Genomic DNA, 13,737 nt, shown 5'->3' with positions numbered 1-13,737 from the left:
CTCTCCATCTTTATCATTGAGGTGATCTTGCTGTTGATCTATTTAAGAATATGATTAATCAGTGGTATTCTTGGTATAAGAAGCTTTGATCAAAGAGGCGTATGGTTATGAAAAGATGGACGATTATTTTTATTAGTCTGATAAGTATTATCTGTTTAGTGACGCTGTTTCCCTTTGTTTTTATGTTTTTCACATCAGAAAAAGGGTACGTGACGCCTAATAGATTTCAAATGACCCCTATCGCTGGATTTAATAAAAAAAATTATATAGATCTATCAGATAAATATATTCGTAATGATGAAAAGTTAAAATACTCTCAAAAACTCTACATTGAGAGCTTTGGTGTCACTGAGATGGTTGTGACATGTGATAATGCGCATCAACCACAATTAGTGCTTTATGATAAACGTTTTGATGCTAAGTTTCATAAGATTGATCAAGAAGGACATATTACAGGTCATATTAATTATTGGGGCGATGATCTAGGAAGATCTTATGAAATCAGTATCGCTGATGATTATATTTTATCTCCTCATGGTTATTTAAGTTGGTTGATAGATGGTGATGAAACGATTAAACCTTATCAAACGGTCAATATAGACTTACCTCTTTCCAATGAAGCGTTAGTAGCAGAAAAAAAAGTTCTGGATCAAAAAGGTACTTTGATAGATGTTCACAGTCAAAGGGATAATGCCTCAGATAATTATGATGATAAAATTTTCACTCTTACATATCTCTATGAGAATCAGCTAACTCAATTAAGGTATGCAAGTGCAGAACATCCCAATGTTAATAGTTTATCTTTAATGCGTAAACGAAGTGATTGTACGCAAGATATTATAGATGCAGATCACAATGTTCAGCTGAAAATTGATGAAGTAGAAGAGCCTTTAGATTATCAAGTTGCCATTGATTGGGTTGAGTTTCAAGGGTTTATAAAGGGGCAGTTAGGCTTTAATAATAGACGAGGACATTATGGTAAAGTTTATGCCACGTTAACCATTAATGGTATTCCTTTAAAAATTAAGTACCCCTTTGAGGGATTTCGAGATGATTTTATAAGTTTAGATGGAACTAGATGGTTTAACAAAAGCGATATGCAGGCAATTGAGTCCTTTAACCTATTAATAATAAATATTAAGGGTAATAGGCATCTAATTTTACCTAATCCCAAAGAAGGAGCTCCCTAGATTTAGGTAATTTTCAGGGTAAAGATTTAAAGCATTTATTTAGAAATAAGGATATTCTGATTTCCGTTTTAATAGTATGATTTGATAATTCAATTACCAGGCCATCAATGATCTCTTAATAGGAAAATACTGTGATCAATAAACTTATAGAAGTTTTAAATACCCATGAAACAATGATTTTTGATGAGTTAGATGCAACGATAGAGATGCTCACAGGATCTATCTTTATCGCAGTTATTGCCGGCTTTTTTATTGGCATGACGCTCAATAATTTAGTCAAGGTCAATGCTGTAATGCGTTTAATTATTTTGCCATTAAGAATAGTGATGTTTGTGTTGGGTGGTTACCCTGTCATTGTGGTAGCGATTCTCATGACTCCTTTTATTCGTAGGGAAGTTGGTACGATTATCGGTATTGAAGCAGCACAACCTATTTTGATGGTTTGGGGAGCTTTCTATTTCGCAACTCACTTATATCGTGCTTTTAATAATACAGCTGATGGTGAAAATGCGGCGATCAAAGTGGTTAAAAGCTTACGGATTTTAGTTATTGGGATGATTTCTGCAAGTGCGGTATTGGGGATGATCGGAATGGGGGGGCTTGGAGGAGTCTTATTAAATTATGGCTTCTTTAGAGATGATTATAACTTTGCACTTTTGATCGCGGTTATTTATGCAGTGATGATCTTAGTTGTGGAATTTGCCACCGTTATTTTACTGACGATTTTCAGACCTGTTCGTACAGCAAAAGTGGTAGAGCAACAAGCAGAAACGATCAGACGAACAGAAAAAACGGAGAAGGAACGCCAACAAAAGGTACAAAAAATAACGCCAGAACCGCAGCCACAGAGCCCTGTACAAAAAACAATGGATTTTGATTCACTAATCCGACGAGGTTAGTAAATTGCCGGAATGTTATAAAAAAAGTGGCATATGTTGCCACTTTAATGTTAGTTAAATATTTTCTCATCTTTAAAAGATGTAATTCTATTTACAATGGTAGGGAGGGTTGAGAACAGCCTCTATCCTGTATAAACCTAATAAAGATGCATCTCAAATAATAATTGCAATCTGCCCGATAGAATAAATTCCTTGCTTATAATGGCTGATATGCCGGCATTTAATCTTCCTTATTTTGAATTCACTTCATTATAAAATGATGACCTGCACTGTTGTTATCAAAATTATTTTCCTGATGTATTTCTGATATTTAATCATGAACTATTCATTGATTTAAAAAAGGTAGGGAAGTAAGCAGGAGGATTTTGGGAGGCTGTTGAAATTATAAAGACCAAACATAATTTAAGTTTTTATAAAAAGTTATAAGTATTTGTTTCGTGTTATTTTTTGAGATGATAATAGTTTTTTTAATAGTTCGACATATAAATTAGCTATTGATCGGTCATTAATTAGTCATATTTGATGTCTATACTGCATTCATCCTAGTAAGGAGGAATAAAGATGAATGCAATTAAAATAGAATTACTCAACAAGTTTTTTGGTAAAAAGCAGGTGCTTTTTGATATCGAATTAGAGTTTCCTAAAGGGCAGATGACGGCGCTCCTTGGTCCTTCAGGGTCAGGAAAATCAACTCTACTTCGCCATATTAATGCATTGACAGTAGCATCATCTGGTAATATCGAAATATTTGGTAGCACTATTCAAAATTATGGTGCTATTGTTAAATCAGCAAGAGTGCAACGCTCTAAGATTGGTTTTATTTTTCAACAATTTAACTTAGTAACACGATTATCAGTGCTTGATAATGTCCTGATTGGTAATTTATCTCGAGTTCCTTTTTGGCGCAGTGTCTGTAAGTTTTTTACAAAAGAAGAGAAAGAAAAAGCACTCTCTTGCCTTGAGCGAGTAGGGTTAAAAGACCTTGCCTATCAAAGAGCTTCCACATTATCTGGGGGGCAGCAGCAACGAGTGGCAATTGCTAAGGTATTGATGCAAGAGGCCGATATTATTTTAGCAGATGAACCCATTGCATCGTTAGATCCTGAATCTGCACGTTCTGTCATGCAAGCGCTTAGAGATATTAATGAGAAAGATGGTAAAACAGTGATCGTTACGCTTCATCAAGTCGATTATGCCCGTCAATATTGTCAATATGTGGCTGCCCTGAAATCAGGACATGTCCGTTATTACGGGGAAATGGAGCTTTTAAGTGATGAGTTTTTAGAAAATTTATACGCATCAGTTCCTCAGAAAACGCAAAGAAAAGAAATTCCTTGTGCTTCTATTTTAGATCTTCAATTAAGTTAGTTTGATATTTGAATAAAGGTGAAAATATGATTCATTCAATGGTTAAAAATATTCGCAAAATATCTGCTGTATCCTTTGCTGTTATGGGGTTTCTCTCATTTGGTAATGCTGCAGAAAAAGATGTTTTAAATTTCGGAATTATCAGTACAGAGTCTTCACAAAACTTAAGATCAAACTGGCAACCGATGCTAGATGATATGAGTGAAGAGCTGGGGATAGAAGTAAAACCTTTCTTTGCTAGTGATTATGCTGGCGTCATTCAGGGAATGCGTTTTGGCAAGGTTGATATCGCTTGGTACGGAAATAAATCTGCGATGGAAGCGGTCGATCGTGCTTCTGGTGAAGTCTTTGCTCAAGTGGTATATGACGATGGTTCAACAGGTTATAAGAGCTACATTATTACGCATAAAGATAATGACACTATTAATAGTATCGAAGATATGTTTGCCAAGGCAAGCAATTTAACATTTGGTAATGGCGATCCCAACTCAACTTCTGGTTATTTAGTACCGGCATATTATGTCTTTGGGGTGAATAATCTTGATGCTAATAAGATCTTCAAAAGAACATTAAACGCAAATCATGAGAGTAATTTCATGGCAGTGGCGAATAAACATATCGATGTTGCGACATTTAATAGTAATAACTGGGATAGTTTAGTAGCAAAACAATCGCCATTGATTGAAAAAGTGAAGGTGATTTGGGAATCCCCTGAAATATCTTCAGATCCTTTAGTATGGCGTACTGATTTATCCCAAGAGCTGAAAGGGAATATCAAAAACTTTTTTATGACATATGGTGATAGTCCAAAAGAGCAAGAGATATTAAAAAATTTAACGTGGTCAAAGTTTAAAGAATCTAGTAACGATCAGCTTATTCCAACCCGTGAATTAGAGAAGTTTAAAGCTTCTAACAGCCAATAGGAAGAGATAATAAGTGAGTAATCAGATGACTGTTACAGCAAAACCTATCAGCCTTTATAAAAAATGGTTTAACTGGATCTTAATTGTGGGGATCTTTATGATCCTCGCGATCTCTTGGAAAGGTGGTGAAATGGCGCCGCTTCAATTGGTCAAAGATTCTGGCAATATGTGGATTATGGCGAAGGAATTTTTCCCGCCTGATTTTTCCCACTGGCGTCTTTATCTCGATGAGATGTTAGTAACGCTCTATATCGCGATTTGGGGGACATTATTAGGGATTATCTTTGCCGTTCCTCTTGGATTATTAAGTGCTTCCAACATTGCACCGGTTTGGGTGCAGCAGATCGTTAGACGCTTGATGGATGCCCTTCGCTCCATTAATGAGATGGTTTTCGCCATGATCTTTGTTGCCGCAGTAGGATTAGGCCCTTTCCCCGGCATTCTGGCACTCTTTCTTCATACAACAGGTTCGCTGGCAAAACTTTTTGCAGAAGCTGTTGAAGCGATTGATGAAGGTCCTGTAGAAGGCGTAAGATCAACAGGTTCAAGCAAGTTGCAAGAGATTCAGTACGGCGTTATTCCGCAAGTACTACCCCTTTGGATTTCGTATGCGCTTTACCGCTTTGAATCGAATGTTCGTTCTGCAACAGTTGTTGGAATGGTGGGTGCTGGTGGAATAGGTGTACTACTTTGGGAGAGTATCCGAGGTTTTAGTTTCCCTCAGACAACAGCCATTATCCTCATCATTATTGTGACAGTCTCTCTGATCGATATGCTTTCACAACATCTTCGTAAGAAGTTTATTTAAAACAAGCATCCGCTTGATGCAAAAGTTTAGTTTCAAATCGAAGTAGCAGTTCCTTAAAGGAACATAGAGCCAGCCTTTTAGGTTCCTTTAAGGGGTATTTTTTAACGAGATTCAAGATACATTTAAAGGTAAAACATGATTCGTTCAGTGGTTAGAAACATTCGTAAACTTTCAGCAGTATCCTTAACAGTAATTGGCTTACTCTCTGTGAGCCAAGCTTCTGAAAAAGAGGTAATTAACTTTGGCATTATCAGTACAGAATCCTCCCAAAACTTACGTGCTAATTGGCAACCCATGCTTGATGATATGAGCGAAAAAATTGGAATAGAAGTGAAACCATTTTTTGCTAGTGATTATGCCGGTGTGATTCAAGGCATGCGTTTTGGCAAGGTAGATCTTGCATGGTATGGCAATAAATCTGCGATGGAAGCGGTAGATCGAGCTTCTGGTGAGATCTTTGCACAAGTTGTCTATGATGATGGCACAACCGGTTATAAAAGTTACCTCATTACGCATCAAGATAATAAAGATATCAATAATGTGAAAGATGTCTTAACGCAAGCCTCTGAGCTAACCTTTGGCAACGGTGATCCTAATTCAACATCCGGTAACTTAGTACCTTCTTATTATGTCTTTGGGGTGAATAATGTCGATCCCAATGAGGTCTTTAAGAGAACTTTAAATGCCAATCATGAGAGTAACTTCATGGCGGTAGCGAATAAGCATGTAGATGTTGCAACCTTTAATAGTACACATTGGAGCGCATTAGAGGGCAAGAACTCTCCTTTATTACAGCAGGTAAAAGTGATTTGGGAATCTCCTGAAATCTCATCGGATCCTTTAGTTTGGCATACTGATTTACCAGAAGATCTTAAAAAGAATATTAAGGAATTTTTCATGAGTTATGGTCGTGATAACCCTGAAGAGACAAAGATTTTAAATAACTTAAGTTGGTCGAGCTTTAAAGAATCAAATAATGATCATCTGATTCCTACTAGAGAGTTAGAGAGCTTTAAAGCGAAATCAAAATAATCTCAAAATAGGCTCTGGAAACGCTGGAAAATCACTCTGTAGATTACTTTATAGCTCACTTTAGTGGGTAGAAAGAGTAGATCCTCATTAGATCGGTATTATCCATAAACGAATGATGAGGATGTGATAAATACGTGATGAATACATTGTTAGAGCATTACTAATATTAACGGTGCGCCTCATTTTTTGTGAAGTGCACAATTTTTCCCCGAAGTTTTATCTATTAACGTTTGAATCAATGGAAGAAATATTCATGCAAGAGACACAATTTTCATTCTCGAAAGAGTATGAAGCCGCCCAAAAGCGGCAAGCTTGGCTATCAGTTTTAACGCAACAATCCTCCGCTCTTTTACAATATGAATCGCAATTGAAAGCAGAAAGTTATGATCTACTGCGAACGCCAGAAATTGGGATGGCAATGGTGAAAGGGAAAACAGCAGGAGAAGGGCAAATATTTAATGTGGGAGAAGTGACAATTACTCGTAGCGCAGTTCGCTTAAAGAGTGGAGAAGTAGGGTTCGGTTATCTTATTGGTCGAGATAAGAAAGCTTCAGAATTAATAGCATTAGCAGATGCCTATTTACAGAGTGAAAATGCGGAAAATTGGCAAAAAACAGTGATTGAACCGCTACGCCTTAAATTACTGGCCGAAAAAGAAGCCCTCGCGGCAAAGGTACAAACCACGAAAGTAGACTTTTTTACGATGGTGCGAGGAGAAGACTAATGACAACGCCGTATATTACAGGATTTAAAGATCCTATTCATGATTCCCAAAAGACATTTCGTCAAGCATTGCTCGCAATGAGCGAACCGGGAAAATGGCAACAAACTTCAGCTGTAGAAGCGATCGAATCACTCAATCCTGGCACTATTTCCCTTGTTTTATCACTCTTAGATGCAGATACCTATTTATGGTTGCCAAAAGCGTGGCAGAGCATTGCGGTGAGCGCAAATTTAACGTTTCACTCAGGTTGTAAGATCACCTCAATACAGGAAAAAGCGCAATTTGCAATTTATGATTTAGCAGACTTTCTCGCAGAAACGTCATTTGACTTTTCGTTAGGAGATGAGCGTTATCCCGATCAATCCACGACAATCATTATTCAATTGCCAGAAAATGCGGCGAACCATCAGAGCAAATGGCAAGGTCCCGGCATTCAAAATCATCGATTATGTGAACTTCCTTTGCAGGCAGAATTTTGGAATCTCCGTCAAAAGCTCATTGCATTTCCATGTGGTATTGATTTTATTTTCACTAGAGGCGATCAGATTTTAGCGCTTCCTCGAACAACTCAAATATCCTTATAAGAGGCTCTTTATGTATGTAGCTGTGAAAGGTGGCGAAAAGGCGATTGAAAATGCCCACCATTATTTAGATGAATATCGCCGCGGGGATCTGAGTATCCCTGAATTATCAGTAGAGCAGATTAAAGCGCAGCTGCCGCTTGCTGTTTCGCGCGTGATGAGTGAGGGATCTTTATATGATCTAGATCTGGCGGCATTAGCCATTAAGCAGAGTGCGGGTGATTTAGTGGAAGCGATTTTTCTGCTGCGAGCTTACCGAACAACGCTCTCTCGATTTGGCGATAGTTTACCGCTTGATACTGCGAATATTTTCTTAAAACGCCGAGTCTCTGCAGTATATAAAGATGTTCCTGGAGGACAATTATTAGGACCAACTTTTGATTATACACACCGTTTATTAGATTTTGCCTTAGCGGCAGAAACAGAATCTCCTTTAACGCCGTTAGAAGTAGAATCATTGCCAGTAAAAGAGGATGAATCTACTCAATATCCCCATATCTTAGACCTTTTAGTCAACGAAGGTTTAATGTATGCACCGAATGAGAAAAATTTATCGCAAGAGAGCGATATTACTCGTGAGCCTATGCAATTTCCGAGCAATCGAGCCGAGAGATTACAACTCTTAGTGCGCGGTGATGAAGGGTTCTTATTAGCGCTTGGTTACTCAACGCAAAGAGGCTGGGGCAGAACACATCCATTTATGGGAGAAATGCGTTTAGGCGATGTGGAAGTTTGGCTAGCGCCGGAAGAGATCGGGATAGAGATTCCGATTGGCATGATTGAAGTGACAGAGTGTGAAATGGTCAATCAGTTTGTAGAAAGTGCCGATGATGTGCAATTTACGCGCGGTTATGGTTTTGCATTTGGGTATTGTGAGCGAAAAGCGATGGCGATGGCATTAGTAGAAAGAGCGCTTCGAGCAGATGAATGGGATGAAGAGCGTATTTCACCGGCACAAGATGATGAATTTGTGCTCGCTCATTGTGATAACGTCGAGAGTTCTGGCTTTGTTTCTCATCTTAAATTACCACATTACGTTGATTTCCAATCTGAATTGGAACTACTTCGTAAGATTCGGGCTGAACGCTCGCAAATGCAGGCTGAAATGGCGCAAGGAGAATAAAAAATGCAAGATTCAATATGCACAAAAATGCCGGAAGAGAGTCTTTATAACTTTGCTTATTTAGATGAGCAAACCAAAAGAATGCTACGCCGAGGTTTATTAAAAGCAGTCGCTATTCCCGGTTATCAAGTACCATTTGGCGGGCGAGAAATGCCGCTTCCTTATGGTTGGGGAACTGGTGGAATCCAAGTGACGGCAAGTATTATTGGTCAAGATGATATCTTAAAAGTGATTGATCAAGGGGCAGATGACACAACGAATGCGATCTCTATTCGTAAATTCTTTGAAAAGACAGCACATGTCGCAACAACCACGAATACGTTAGATGCAGACATTATTCAAACGCGCCATAGAATCCCAGAGGCAACGTTAAAATCAGGGCAAATTATGGTATTTCAGGTACCTATTCCAGAGCCGTTACGTTTTATCGAACCTTCAGAAGTGGAAACGCGCACAATGCATGCTTTACAAGATTATGGCGTGATTAATGTGAAGCTCTATGAAGATATTTCGCGCTTTGGCAATATCTCAACCGCTTATGCTTATCCTGTATTAGTGAATGATCATTACATTATGGATCCTTCGCCAATTCCAAAATTTGATAATCCTAAGATGAATCAAAGTGAAGCGTTAATGCTCTTTGGTGCTGGGCGTGAAAAACGATTATATGCCTTGCCACCTTTTACGGATGTGGTGAGCTTAGATTTTGAAGATTATCCTTTTGAGATTCAAAAATGGTCACAAAATTGTGAGATTTGTGGTAGCGGCGATTCCTTCTTAGATGAAGTGGTGATCGATGATAAAGGTGGGCATATTTTTGTCTGTTCCGATACAGATTATTGCCAAGATGTATTAGCAAAGAGAGATCAGAAATGAAGATGGAAATGGTAGAAATCCCGCTATTAAAGATTGAAAACCTTACAAAATTATATGGCCCAGAGAAAGGTTGCCAAGATGTCTCTTTCGAGATCTATCCAGGTGAGGTTGTGGGAATTGTTGGGGAATCAGGATCTGGAAAATCAACGTTATTATCGGCAATTTCTGGCAGATTAATGCCGGATTTTGGAACGGTTAATTACATCTCTGAAAAAGGAGAAGCACAAGACCTTTATCGTCAATCAGAAGCCGATCGCCGTAAGGTATTGCGTACTGAATGGGGATTTGTTGAGCAAAATGCGCGTGATGGTTTACGAATGGGCGTTTCAGCCGGAGCGAATATCAGTGAGCGCTTGATGGCACAAGGTGTCCGTCATTATGGAAAACTCCATGAAACTGCGAAAAAGTGGCTGGAAGAGGTGGAGATTTCTGTGGATCGTGTGAATGATTACCCGAAAACATTCTCTGGCGGAATGCAGCAGCGTTTGCAAATTGCGCGAAATCTTGTGTCAAACCCCCGTTTAGTCTTTATGGATGAGCCTACTTCGAGTTTAGATGTATCGGTGCAAGCAAAGCTGCTTGATCTCATTCGCTCTCTTGTTCGCCAATATAACCTTTCTATTATTTTAGTCACGCATGATCTTGCGGTTGCGCGTTTATTAGCCGATCGCTTGGTCGTGATGCAAAAATCGCGCGTGATTGAAACAGGATTAACCGATCAAATCTTAGATGATCCGCAACATGCTTATACCCAGTTGTTGGTCTCTTCTATTTTACAAGTTTAAGGAGCTTTACTGTGTCTGAGATAATGATTTCTGCACGAAATATTTCTAAAACCTTTGTGCTCCATCATCAAGATAGCGCTGAGTTAAATGTTTTTAACGGGCTTAATTTTGATGCTTATGCTGGCTCTTGTCTTATTTTATCAGGGCAATCTGGATCTGGTAAATCGACATTGCTTCGGATGATGTATGGTAACTACCTTTCCAATAGTGGCGCTTTAAAAGTGAGAAAAGGGGATACTTGGGTCGATATGGTGAATGCAGCGCCGCGAGAAGTGGTGGCATTACGCAAAAATAATATCGGTTATGTTAGCCAGTTTTTAAAGACAATACCAAGAGTTACGACCTTAAATGTAGTGCTTCAGCCGGCGTTAGAACGTGGGATTGATCGAGAGAAGGCATTAATGCGAGCGAAAGATCTTTTAACTCGGTTAAATATTCCAGAAAGATTATGGAATTTAGCACCCAGTACTTTTTCAGGCGGTGAGCAGCAGCGGGTTAATATTGCGAGAGGATTTATGGTGGATTGGCCGATTTTACTGCTCGATGAGCCAACAGCCTCTTTAGATGAGAAAAACCGTGATGTTGTTTTACAGTTAATCGAAGAAGCAAAAAAACAGGGAAGTGCAATTATCGGTATTTTTCATGATGCTTATGTGCGTGAAAAAGTAGGTGATCGTCAGTTTAGTGTCTTAAATAATGAGGTAACAAATCATGTCTGCTGAGCAAATTTTTACAAATGCGAATGTTGTTCTTGCTGATGAAGTCTTACATGGAACCGTTGTCGTGAAAGATGGGGTCATTACAGATATTTCAGCGGGAAATATCACGCACCCTTCAGCGGTTAATTTTGAAGGGAATTATCTCATTCCAGGATTAGTGGAACTGCACACGGATAATTTAGAAAAGCATATGATGCCACGTCCAACAGTATCGTGGCCTACAACTTCAGCGATGATCAGCCACGATAATCAGATTGCAAGTGCCGGTATTACAACTGTTTTTGATGCTATCTCAATTGGAGATATTCATCCGAAAAGTGTGCGCTTAGATAGTTTAACGCCAATGATTGAGGCGCTTAATTATTCGCAAAAGCATGGTTTAACACGCTCAGAGCATAAATTGCATCTGCGCTGTGAAGTGGCACATCCTGAAACTTGGGGGATTTTTTCAGAAAATGTGGGCAATGAACATGTAGGATTAGTCTCTTTAATGGATCATACGCCAGGACAAAGGCAGTTTGAGGAGATTAGCCATTATCGTGTCTATTATCGGCAGAAATATGGTCTAACCTTAGACGAGATGGCGGCATTTGAAGTACAGCAGATTGCGAATGCGAAGCGATATAGTCAAAAATATCGGTTAGATATTGCTGATTACTGTCGCAATCATCAAATCGTGATGGCAAGTCATGATGACGCAACAGAAGATCATGTGGCTGAATCAGCGACTTTAGGCATGAAAATTGCGGAGTTTCCGACAACGGTTGAAGCGGCGATTCACTCTACTCGCCGAGATCTTTCTGTGTTAATGGGGGCGCCGAATATTGTTCGTGGGGGGTCTCATTCTGGGAATGTTGCGGCAAGCGCTTTAGCAAAGCAGGATTTACTTCATATTCTATCGAGTGATTACTATCCAGGAAGTTTGATTCAGGCAGCATTTATCTTAACACAAGAAGAGATTGGTTTTGATCTGCCTAAAGCGATTCGTTGTGTTTCTAAGAATCCAGCAGAAGCAGTTAATTTAAGAGATCGTGGGGAAATTGCTTTAGGTAAGAAAGCAGACTTACTGCAAGTATCTCTTCATGGAAATCAACCGCTCATACAAAGTGTTTGGAAGAGCGGAAAGCGAGTGATTTAAGAGAGAGGTGTTGGCGGTAATCTTGAGGAATTAGATGATTTTTAAAGATAATCTTTAAAGATTATCGCCGGCATTGAATTCGATTGATAGATTATCATAAGATCCTAAAGCTGGATAAATGGCTTCTATCTATAAAGGAAAAAGGAATAGATCCAATGAATCAACGAGCGTATTACATTATGGGACCATCTGGCGCTGGCAAAGATAGTGTTATTGAGGAAGTTTCGGAGCATTTCGGAGCTGAGATTAGTCGGCCGCCACGTTACATTACTCGTAAAATTGTACGCAGTGATGCCGAGCTACATAATGTTATGAGTTCAGAAACCTTTAAAGAGTTTGCTGATAAGTCCTGTTTTTCTCTCTATTGGGAAGCGAATGGCTTTTTTTATGGTTATGATAAGCAGTGGCTTGAGGATCTCGCTGAGGGAAAAATCGTTTTACTTAATGGTTCACGCTCTTATTGGGCAGAGGCAAAATTGCGTTATGGGGAGAAATTATGCCCTGTCTATTTGGAGTTAAGTCCTGAAAGCCAAACAGAAAGATTAATCGGAAGAGGTAGGGAAACTCATGAACAGATTGAAAAGAGAATTGCGAGAAGCACTCAATTAAGCCATATTGGCGAAGATCGTGAGATTGTGCAAATCAATGCTGATCAGCCTTTAGAATCGGTTGTTAATGATTTTATTGCATTACTTTTATCACATCGACCTTTAGTTATCTGATAATCGTATGCTTTAAGTAGATAAAAGGTGAGATTATGATGAGAGAAATACGGAGATAGCGATGTTTGAACTGATATTATTAGGCACAGGTGATGTTGCCGAAATTCCCGTATTTGGCTGTGATTGTGCTGTTTGTCTTGCCGCTAGAAATGATCTTTACTTAGAGCGAAAACCTTGCTCGGCAATGATTCGTTATCAAGATCAAATATTATTGATTGATGCCGGTTTAACGGATCTTCACCGCCGATTTTCGCGTGATGAGATTAAGGGGATTTTGCAAACGCATTATCATGCAGATCATGCCCAAGGGTTATTAGCATTACGGTGGGGCAAGAGTCAGCAAATACCTATTTATGGTCCTGATGATCCATTAGGATTTGCGGATCTTTATAAAAATCCCGGCATTTTAGATTTTCAAAAACCATGGCGACATGGGGAGCAACGAGAGATTATTGGGCTAGCAATTACTGCATTAAAACTCAATCATTCAAAGCTAACAATGGGGTATTTTATTGAAGGGAATCATCATAAAATAGCCTATTTAACCGATACTGTAGGTTTGCCAAAGGAAACGATAGATTTTTTACAAAATCATGAAATTGATAATCTTATTATTGATTGCAATTTTCCACCACAAATAATAACACCTAGAAATCATAATGATATTAATACCCTTATCGAAACAACGAAAAAACTTAATTGTAATCAAGTTGTCTTAACTCATATTGGCCATGAATTAGAAGCATGGTTACAAAATCCCCGTCATCAAGCAATACTACCGAATAACTATGTGATCTCATATGACGGCATGTGTTTTAGTTTCAATAAATAGTAGATACTTGATTTAGA

General features: G+C 38.8%; 15 protein-coding genes. All 15 read left to right on the top strand.

What is annotated here, in order from left to right; translation table 11 throughout:
- Positions 1-107 precede the first annotated feature (107 nt).
- The 15 genes from MMG00_RS06765 to phnP all read left to right on the top strand — a co-directional run bounded on the left by MMG00_RS06765 (position 108) and on the right by phnP (position 13,720).
- Positions 108-1,190: a hypothetical protein gene (locus tag MMG00_RS06765; RefSeq protein WP_242146707.1), complete on the top strand. Its 1,083-nt coding sequence runs from the start codon at positions 108-110 to the stop codon at positions 1,188-1,190.
- 131 nt (positions 1,191-1,321) lie between these two features.
- On the top strand, positions 1,322-2,089 hold the full coding sequence (locus MMG00_RS06760) for a hypothetical protein (RefSeq protein WP_242146705.1): 768 nt from the start codon (positions 1,322-1,324) through the stop codon (positions 2,087-2,089).
- A 561-nt stretch (positions 2,090-2,650) separates the two neighbouring features.
- Positions 2,651-3,457, top strand: coding sequence for a phosphonate ABC transporter ATP-binding protein (gene phnC / locus MMG00_RS06755; protein WP_242146703.1), 807 nt, complete (start codon positions 2,651-2,653; stop codon positions 3,455-3,457).
- Between the two features lie 26 nt (positions 3,458-3,483).
- The gene (gene phnD, locus MMG00_RS06750; protein ID WP_255836327.1) at positions 3,484-4,380 is read left to right on the top strand and encodes a phosphonate ABC transporter substrate-binding protein; all 897 of its coding nucleotides are present in this window, start codon (positions 3,484-3,486) and stop codon (positions 4,378-4,380) included.
- Positions 4,381-4,393: 13 nt separating this feature from the next.
- Complete coding sequence (gene phnE / locus MMG00_RS06745) at positions 4,394-5,188, top strand: phosphonate ABC transporter, permease protein PhnE (RefSeq protein ID WP_270049267.1); 795 nt, start codon at positions 4,394-4,396, stop codon at positions 5,186-5,188.
- 135 nt (positions 5,189-5,323) lie between these two features.
- Positions 5,324-6,220 (top strand): phosphonate ABC transporter substrate-binding protein, encoded by an 897-nt coding sequence (gene phnD / locus MMG00_RS06740; protein WP_242146701.1) that lies wholly within the window; start codon positions 5,324-5,326, stop codon positions 6,218-6,220.
- 253 nt (positions 6,221-6,473) lie between these two features.
- Positions 6,474-6,944: a phosphonate C-P lyase system protein PhnG gene (phnG, locus tag MMG00_RS06735; protein ID WP_242146700.1), complete on the top strand. Its 471-nt coding sequence runs from the start codon at positions 6,474-6,476 to the stop codon at positions 6,942-6,944.
- Entirely contained in the window at positions 6,944-7,528 is a 585-nt protein-coding gene (gene phnH, locus MMG00_RS06730; RefSeq protein ID WP_242146698.1) for a phosphonate C-P lyase system protein PhnH, read from the top strand. The genes phnG and phnH overlap by 1 nt, the downstream gene beginning before the upstream one ends.
- Positions 7,529-7,538: 10 nt before the next feature.
- Positions 7,539-8,648, top strand: coding sequence for a carbon-phosphorus lyase complex subunit (locus MMG00_RS06725; protein WP_242146697.1), 1,110 nt, complete (start codon positions 7,539-7,541; stop codon positions 8,646-8,648).
- A gap of 3 nt (positions 8,649-8,651) precedes the next feature.
- Positions 8,652-9,524, top strand: coding sequence for an alpha-D-ribose 1-methylphosphonate 5-phosphate C-P-lyase PhnJ (locus MMG00_RS06720; protein WP_270049266.1), 873 nt, complete (start codon positions 8,652-8,654; stop codon positions 9,522-9,524).
- A complete protein-coding gene (phnK, locus tag MMG00_RS06715) occupies positions 9,521-10,309 on the top strand; it encodes a phosphonate C-P lyase system protein PhnK (protein WP_242146695.1) in 789 nt (262 codons plus the stop codon). Before MMG00_RS06720 ends, phnK begins: the two co-directional genes overlap by 4 nt.
- 23 nt (positions 10,310-10,332) lie before the next feature.
- Positions 10,333-11,031 (top strand): phosphonate C-P lyase system protein PhnL, encoded by a 699-nt coding sequence (phnL, locus tag MMG00_RS06710; RefSeq protein ID WP_242153356.1) that lies wholly within the window; start codon positions 10,333-10,335, stop codon positions 11,029-11,031.
- Positions 11,021-12,166 (top strand): alpha-D-ribose 1-methylphosphonate 5-triphosphate diphosphatase, encoded by a 1,146-nt coding sequence (locus MMG00_RS06705; RefSeq protein WP_242146693.1) that lies wholly within the window; start codon positions 11,021-11,023, stop codon positions 12,164-12,166. Before phnL ends, MMG00_RS06705 begins: the two co-directional genes overlap by 11 nt.
- A gap of 155 nt (positions 12,167-12,321) precedes the next feature.
- Positions 12,322-12,888, top strand: a complete 567-nt coding sequence (locus tag MMG00_RS06700; RefSeq protein WP_242146691.1) for a ribose 1,5-bisphosphate phosphokinase PhnN — start codon at positions 12,322-12,324, stop codon at positions 12,886-12,888.
- A gap of 61 nt (positions 12,889-12,949) precedes the next feature.
- Entirely contained in the window at positions 12,950-13,720 is a 771-nt protein-coding gene (phnP, locus tag MMG00_RS06695) for a phosphonate metabolism protein PhnP (RefSeq protein WP_242146689.1), read from the top strand.
- Positions 13,721-13,737 lie beyond the last annotated feature (17 nt).

Origin of the sequence: Ignatzschineria rhizosphaerae (assembly GCF_022655595.1) — a bacterium.
Lineage (GTDB): Bacteria > Pseudomonadota > Gammaproteobacteria > Cardiobacteriales > Wohlfahrtiimonadaceae > Ignatzschineria > Ignatzschineria rhizosphaerae.
Note: the sequence above shows the minus strand (reverse complement) of the source record. Positions and strands in the feature narration are given on the sequence as shown.

Coding starts and splice junctions, on each gene's coding strand:
- MMG00_RS06765 (WP_242146707.1), top strand. CDS start 108: ATGAAAAGATGGACGATTATTTTTATTAGTCTGATAAGTATTATCTGT.
- phnC (WP_242146703.1), top strand. CDS start 2,651: ATGAATGCAATTAAAATAGAATTACTCAACAAGTTTTTTGGTAAAAAG.
- phnD (WP_255836327.1), top strand. CDS start 3,484: ATGATTCATTCAATGGTTAAAAATATTCGCAAAATATCTGCTGTATCC.
- phnD (WP_242146701.1), top strand. CDS start 5,324: ATGATTCGTTCAGTGGTTAGAAACATTCGTAAACTTTCAGCAGTATCC.
- phnG (WP_242146700.1), top strand. CDS start 6,474: ATGCAAGAGACACAATTTTCATTCTCGAAAGAGTATGAAGCCGCCCAA.
- phnH (WP_242146698.1), top strand. CDS start 6,944: ATGACAACGCCGTATATTACAGGATTTAAAGATCCTATTCATGATTCC.
- MMG00_RS06725 (WP_242146697.1), top strand. CDS start 7,539: ATGTATGTAGCTGTGAAAGGTGGCGAAAAGGCGATTGAAAATGCCCAC.
- MMG00_RS06720 (WP_270049266.1), top strand. CDS start 8,652: ATGCAAGATTCAATATGCACAAAAATGCCGGAAGAGAGTCTTTATAAC.
- phnK (WP_242146695.1), top strand. CDS start 9,521: ATGAAGATGGAAATGGTAGAAATCCCGCTATTAAAGATTGAAAACCTT.
- phnL (WP_242153356.1), top strand. CDS start 10,333: ATGATTTCTGCACGAAATATTTCTAAAACCTTTGTGCTCCATCATCAA.
- MMG00_RS06705 (WP_242146693.1), top strand. CDS start 11,021: ATGTCTGCTGAGCAAATTTTTACAAATGCGAATGTTGTTCTTGCTGAT.
- MMG00_RS06700 (WP_242146691.1), top strand. CDS start 12,322: ATGAATCAACGAGCGTATTACATTATGGGACCATCTGGCGCTGGCAAA.
- phnP (WP_242146689.1), top strand. CDS start 12,950: ATGTTTGAACTGATATTATTAGGCACAGGTGATGTTGCCGAAATTCCC.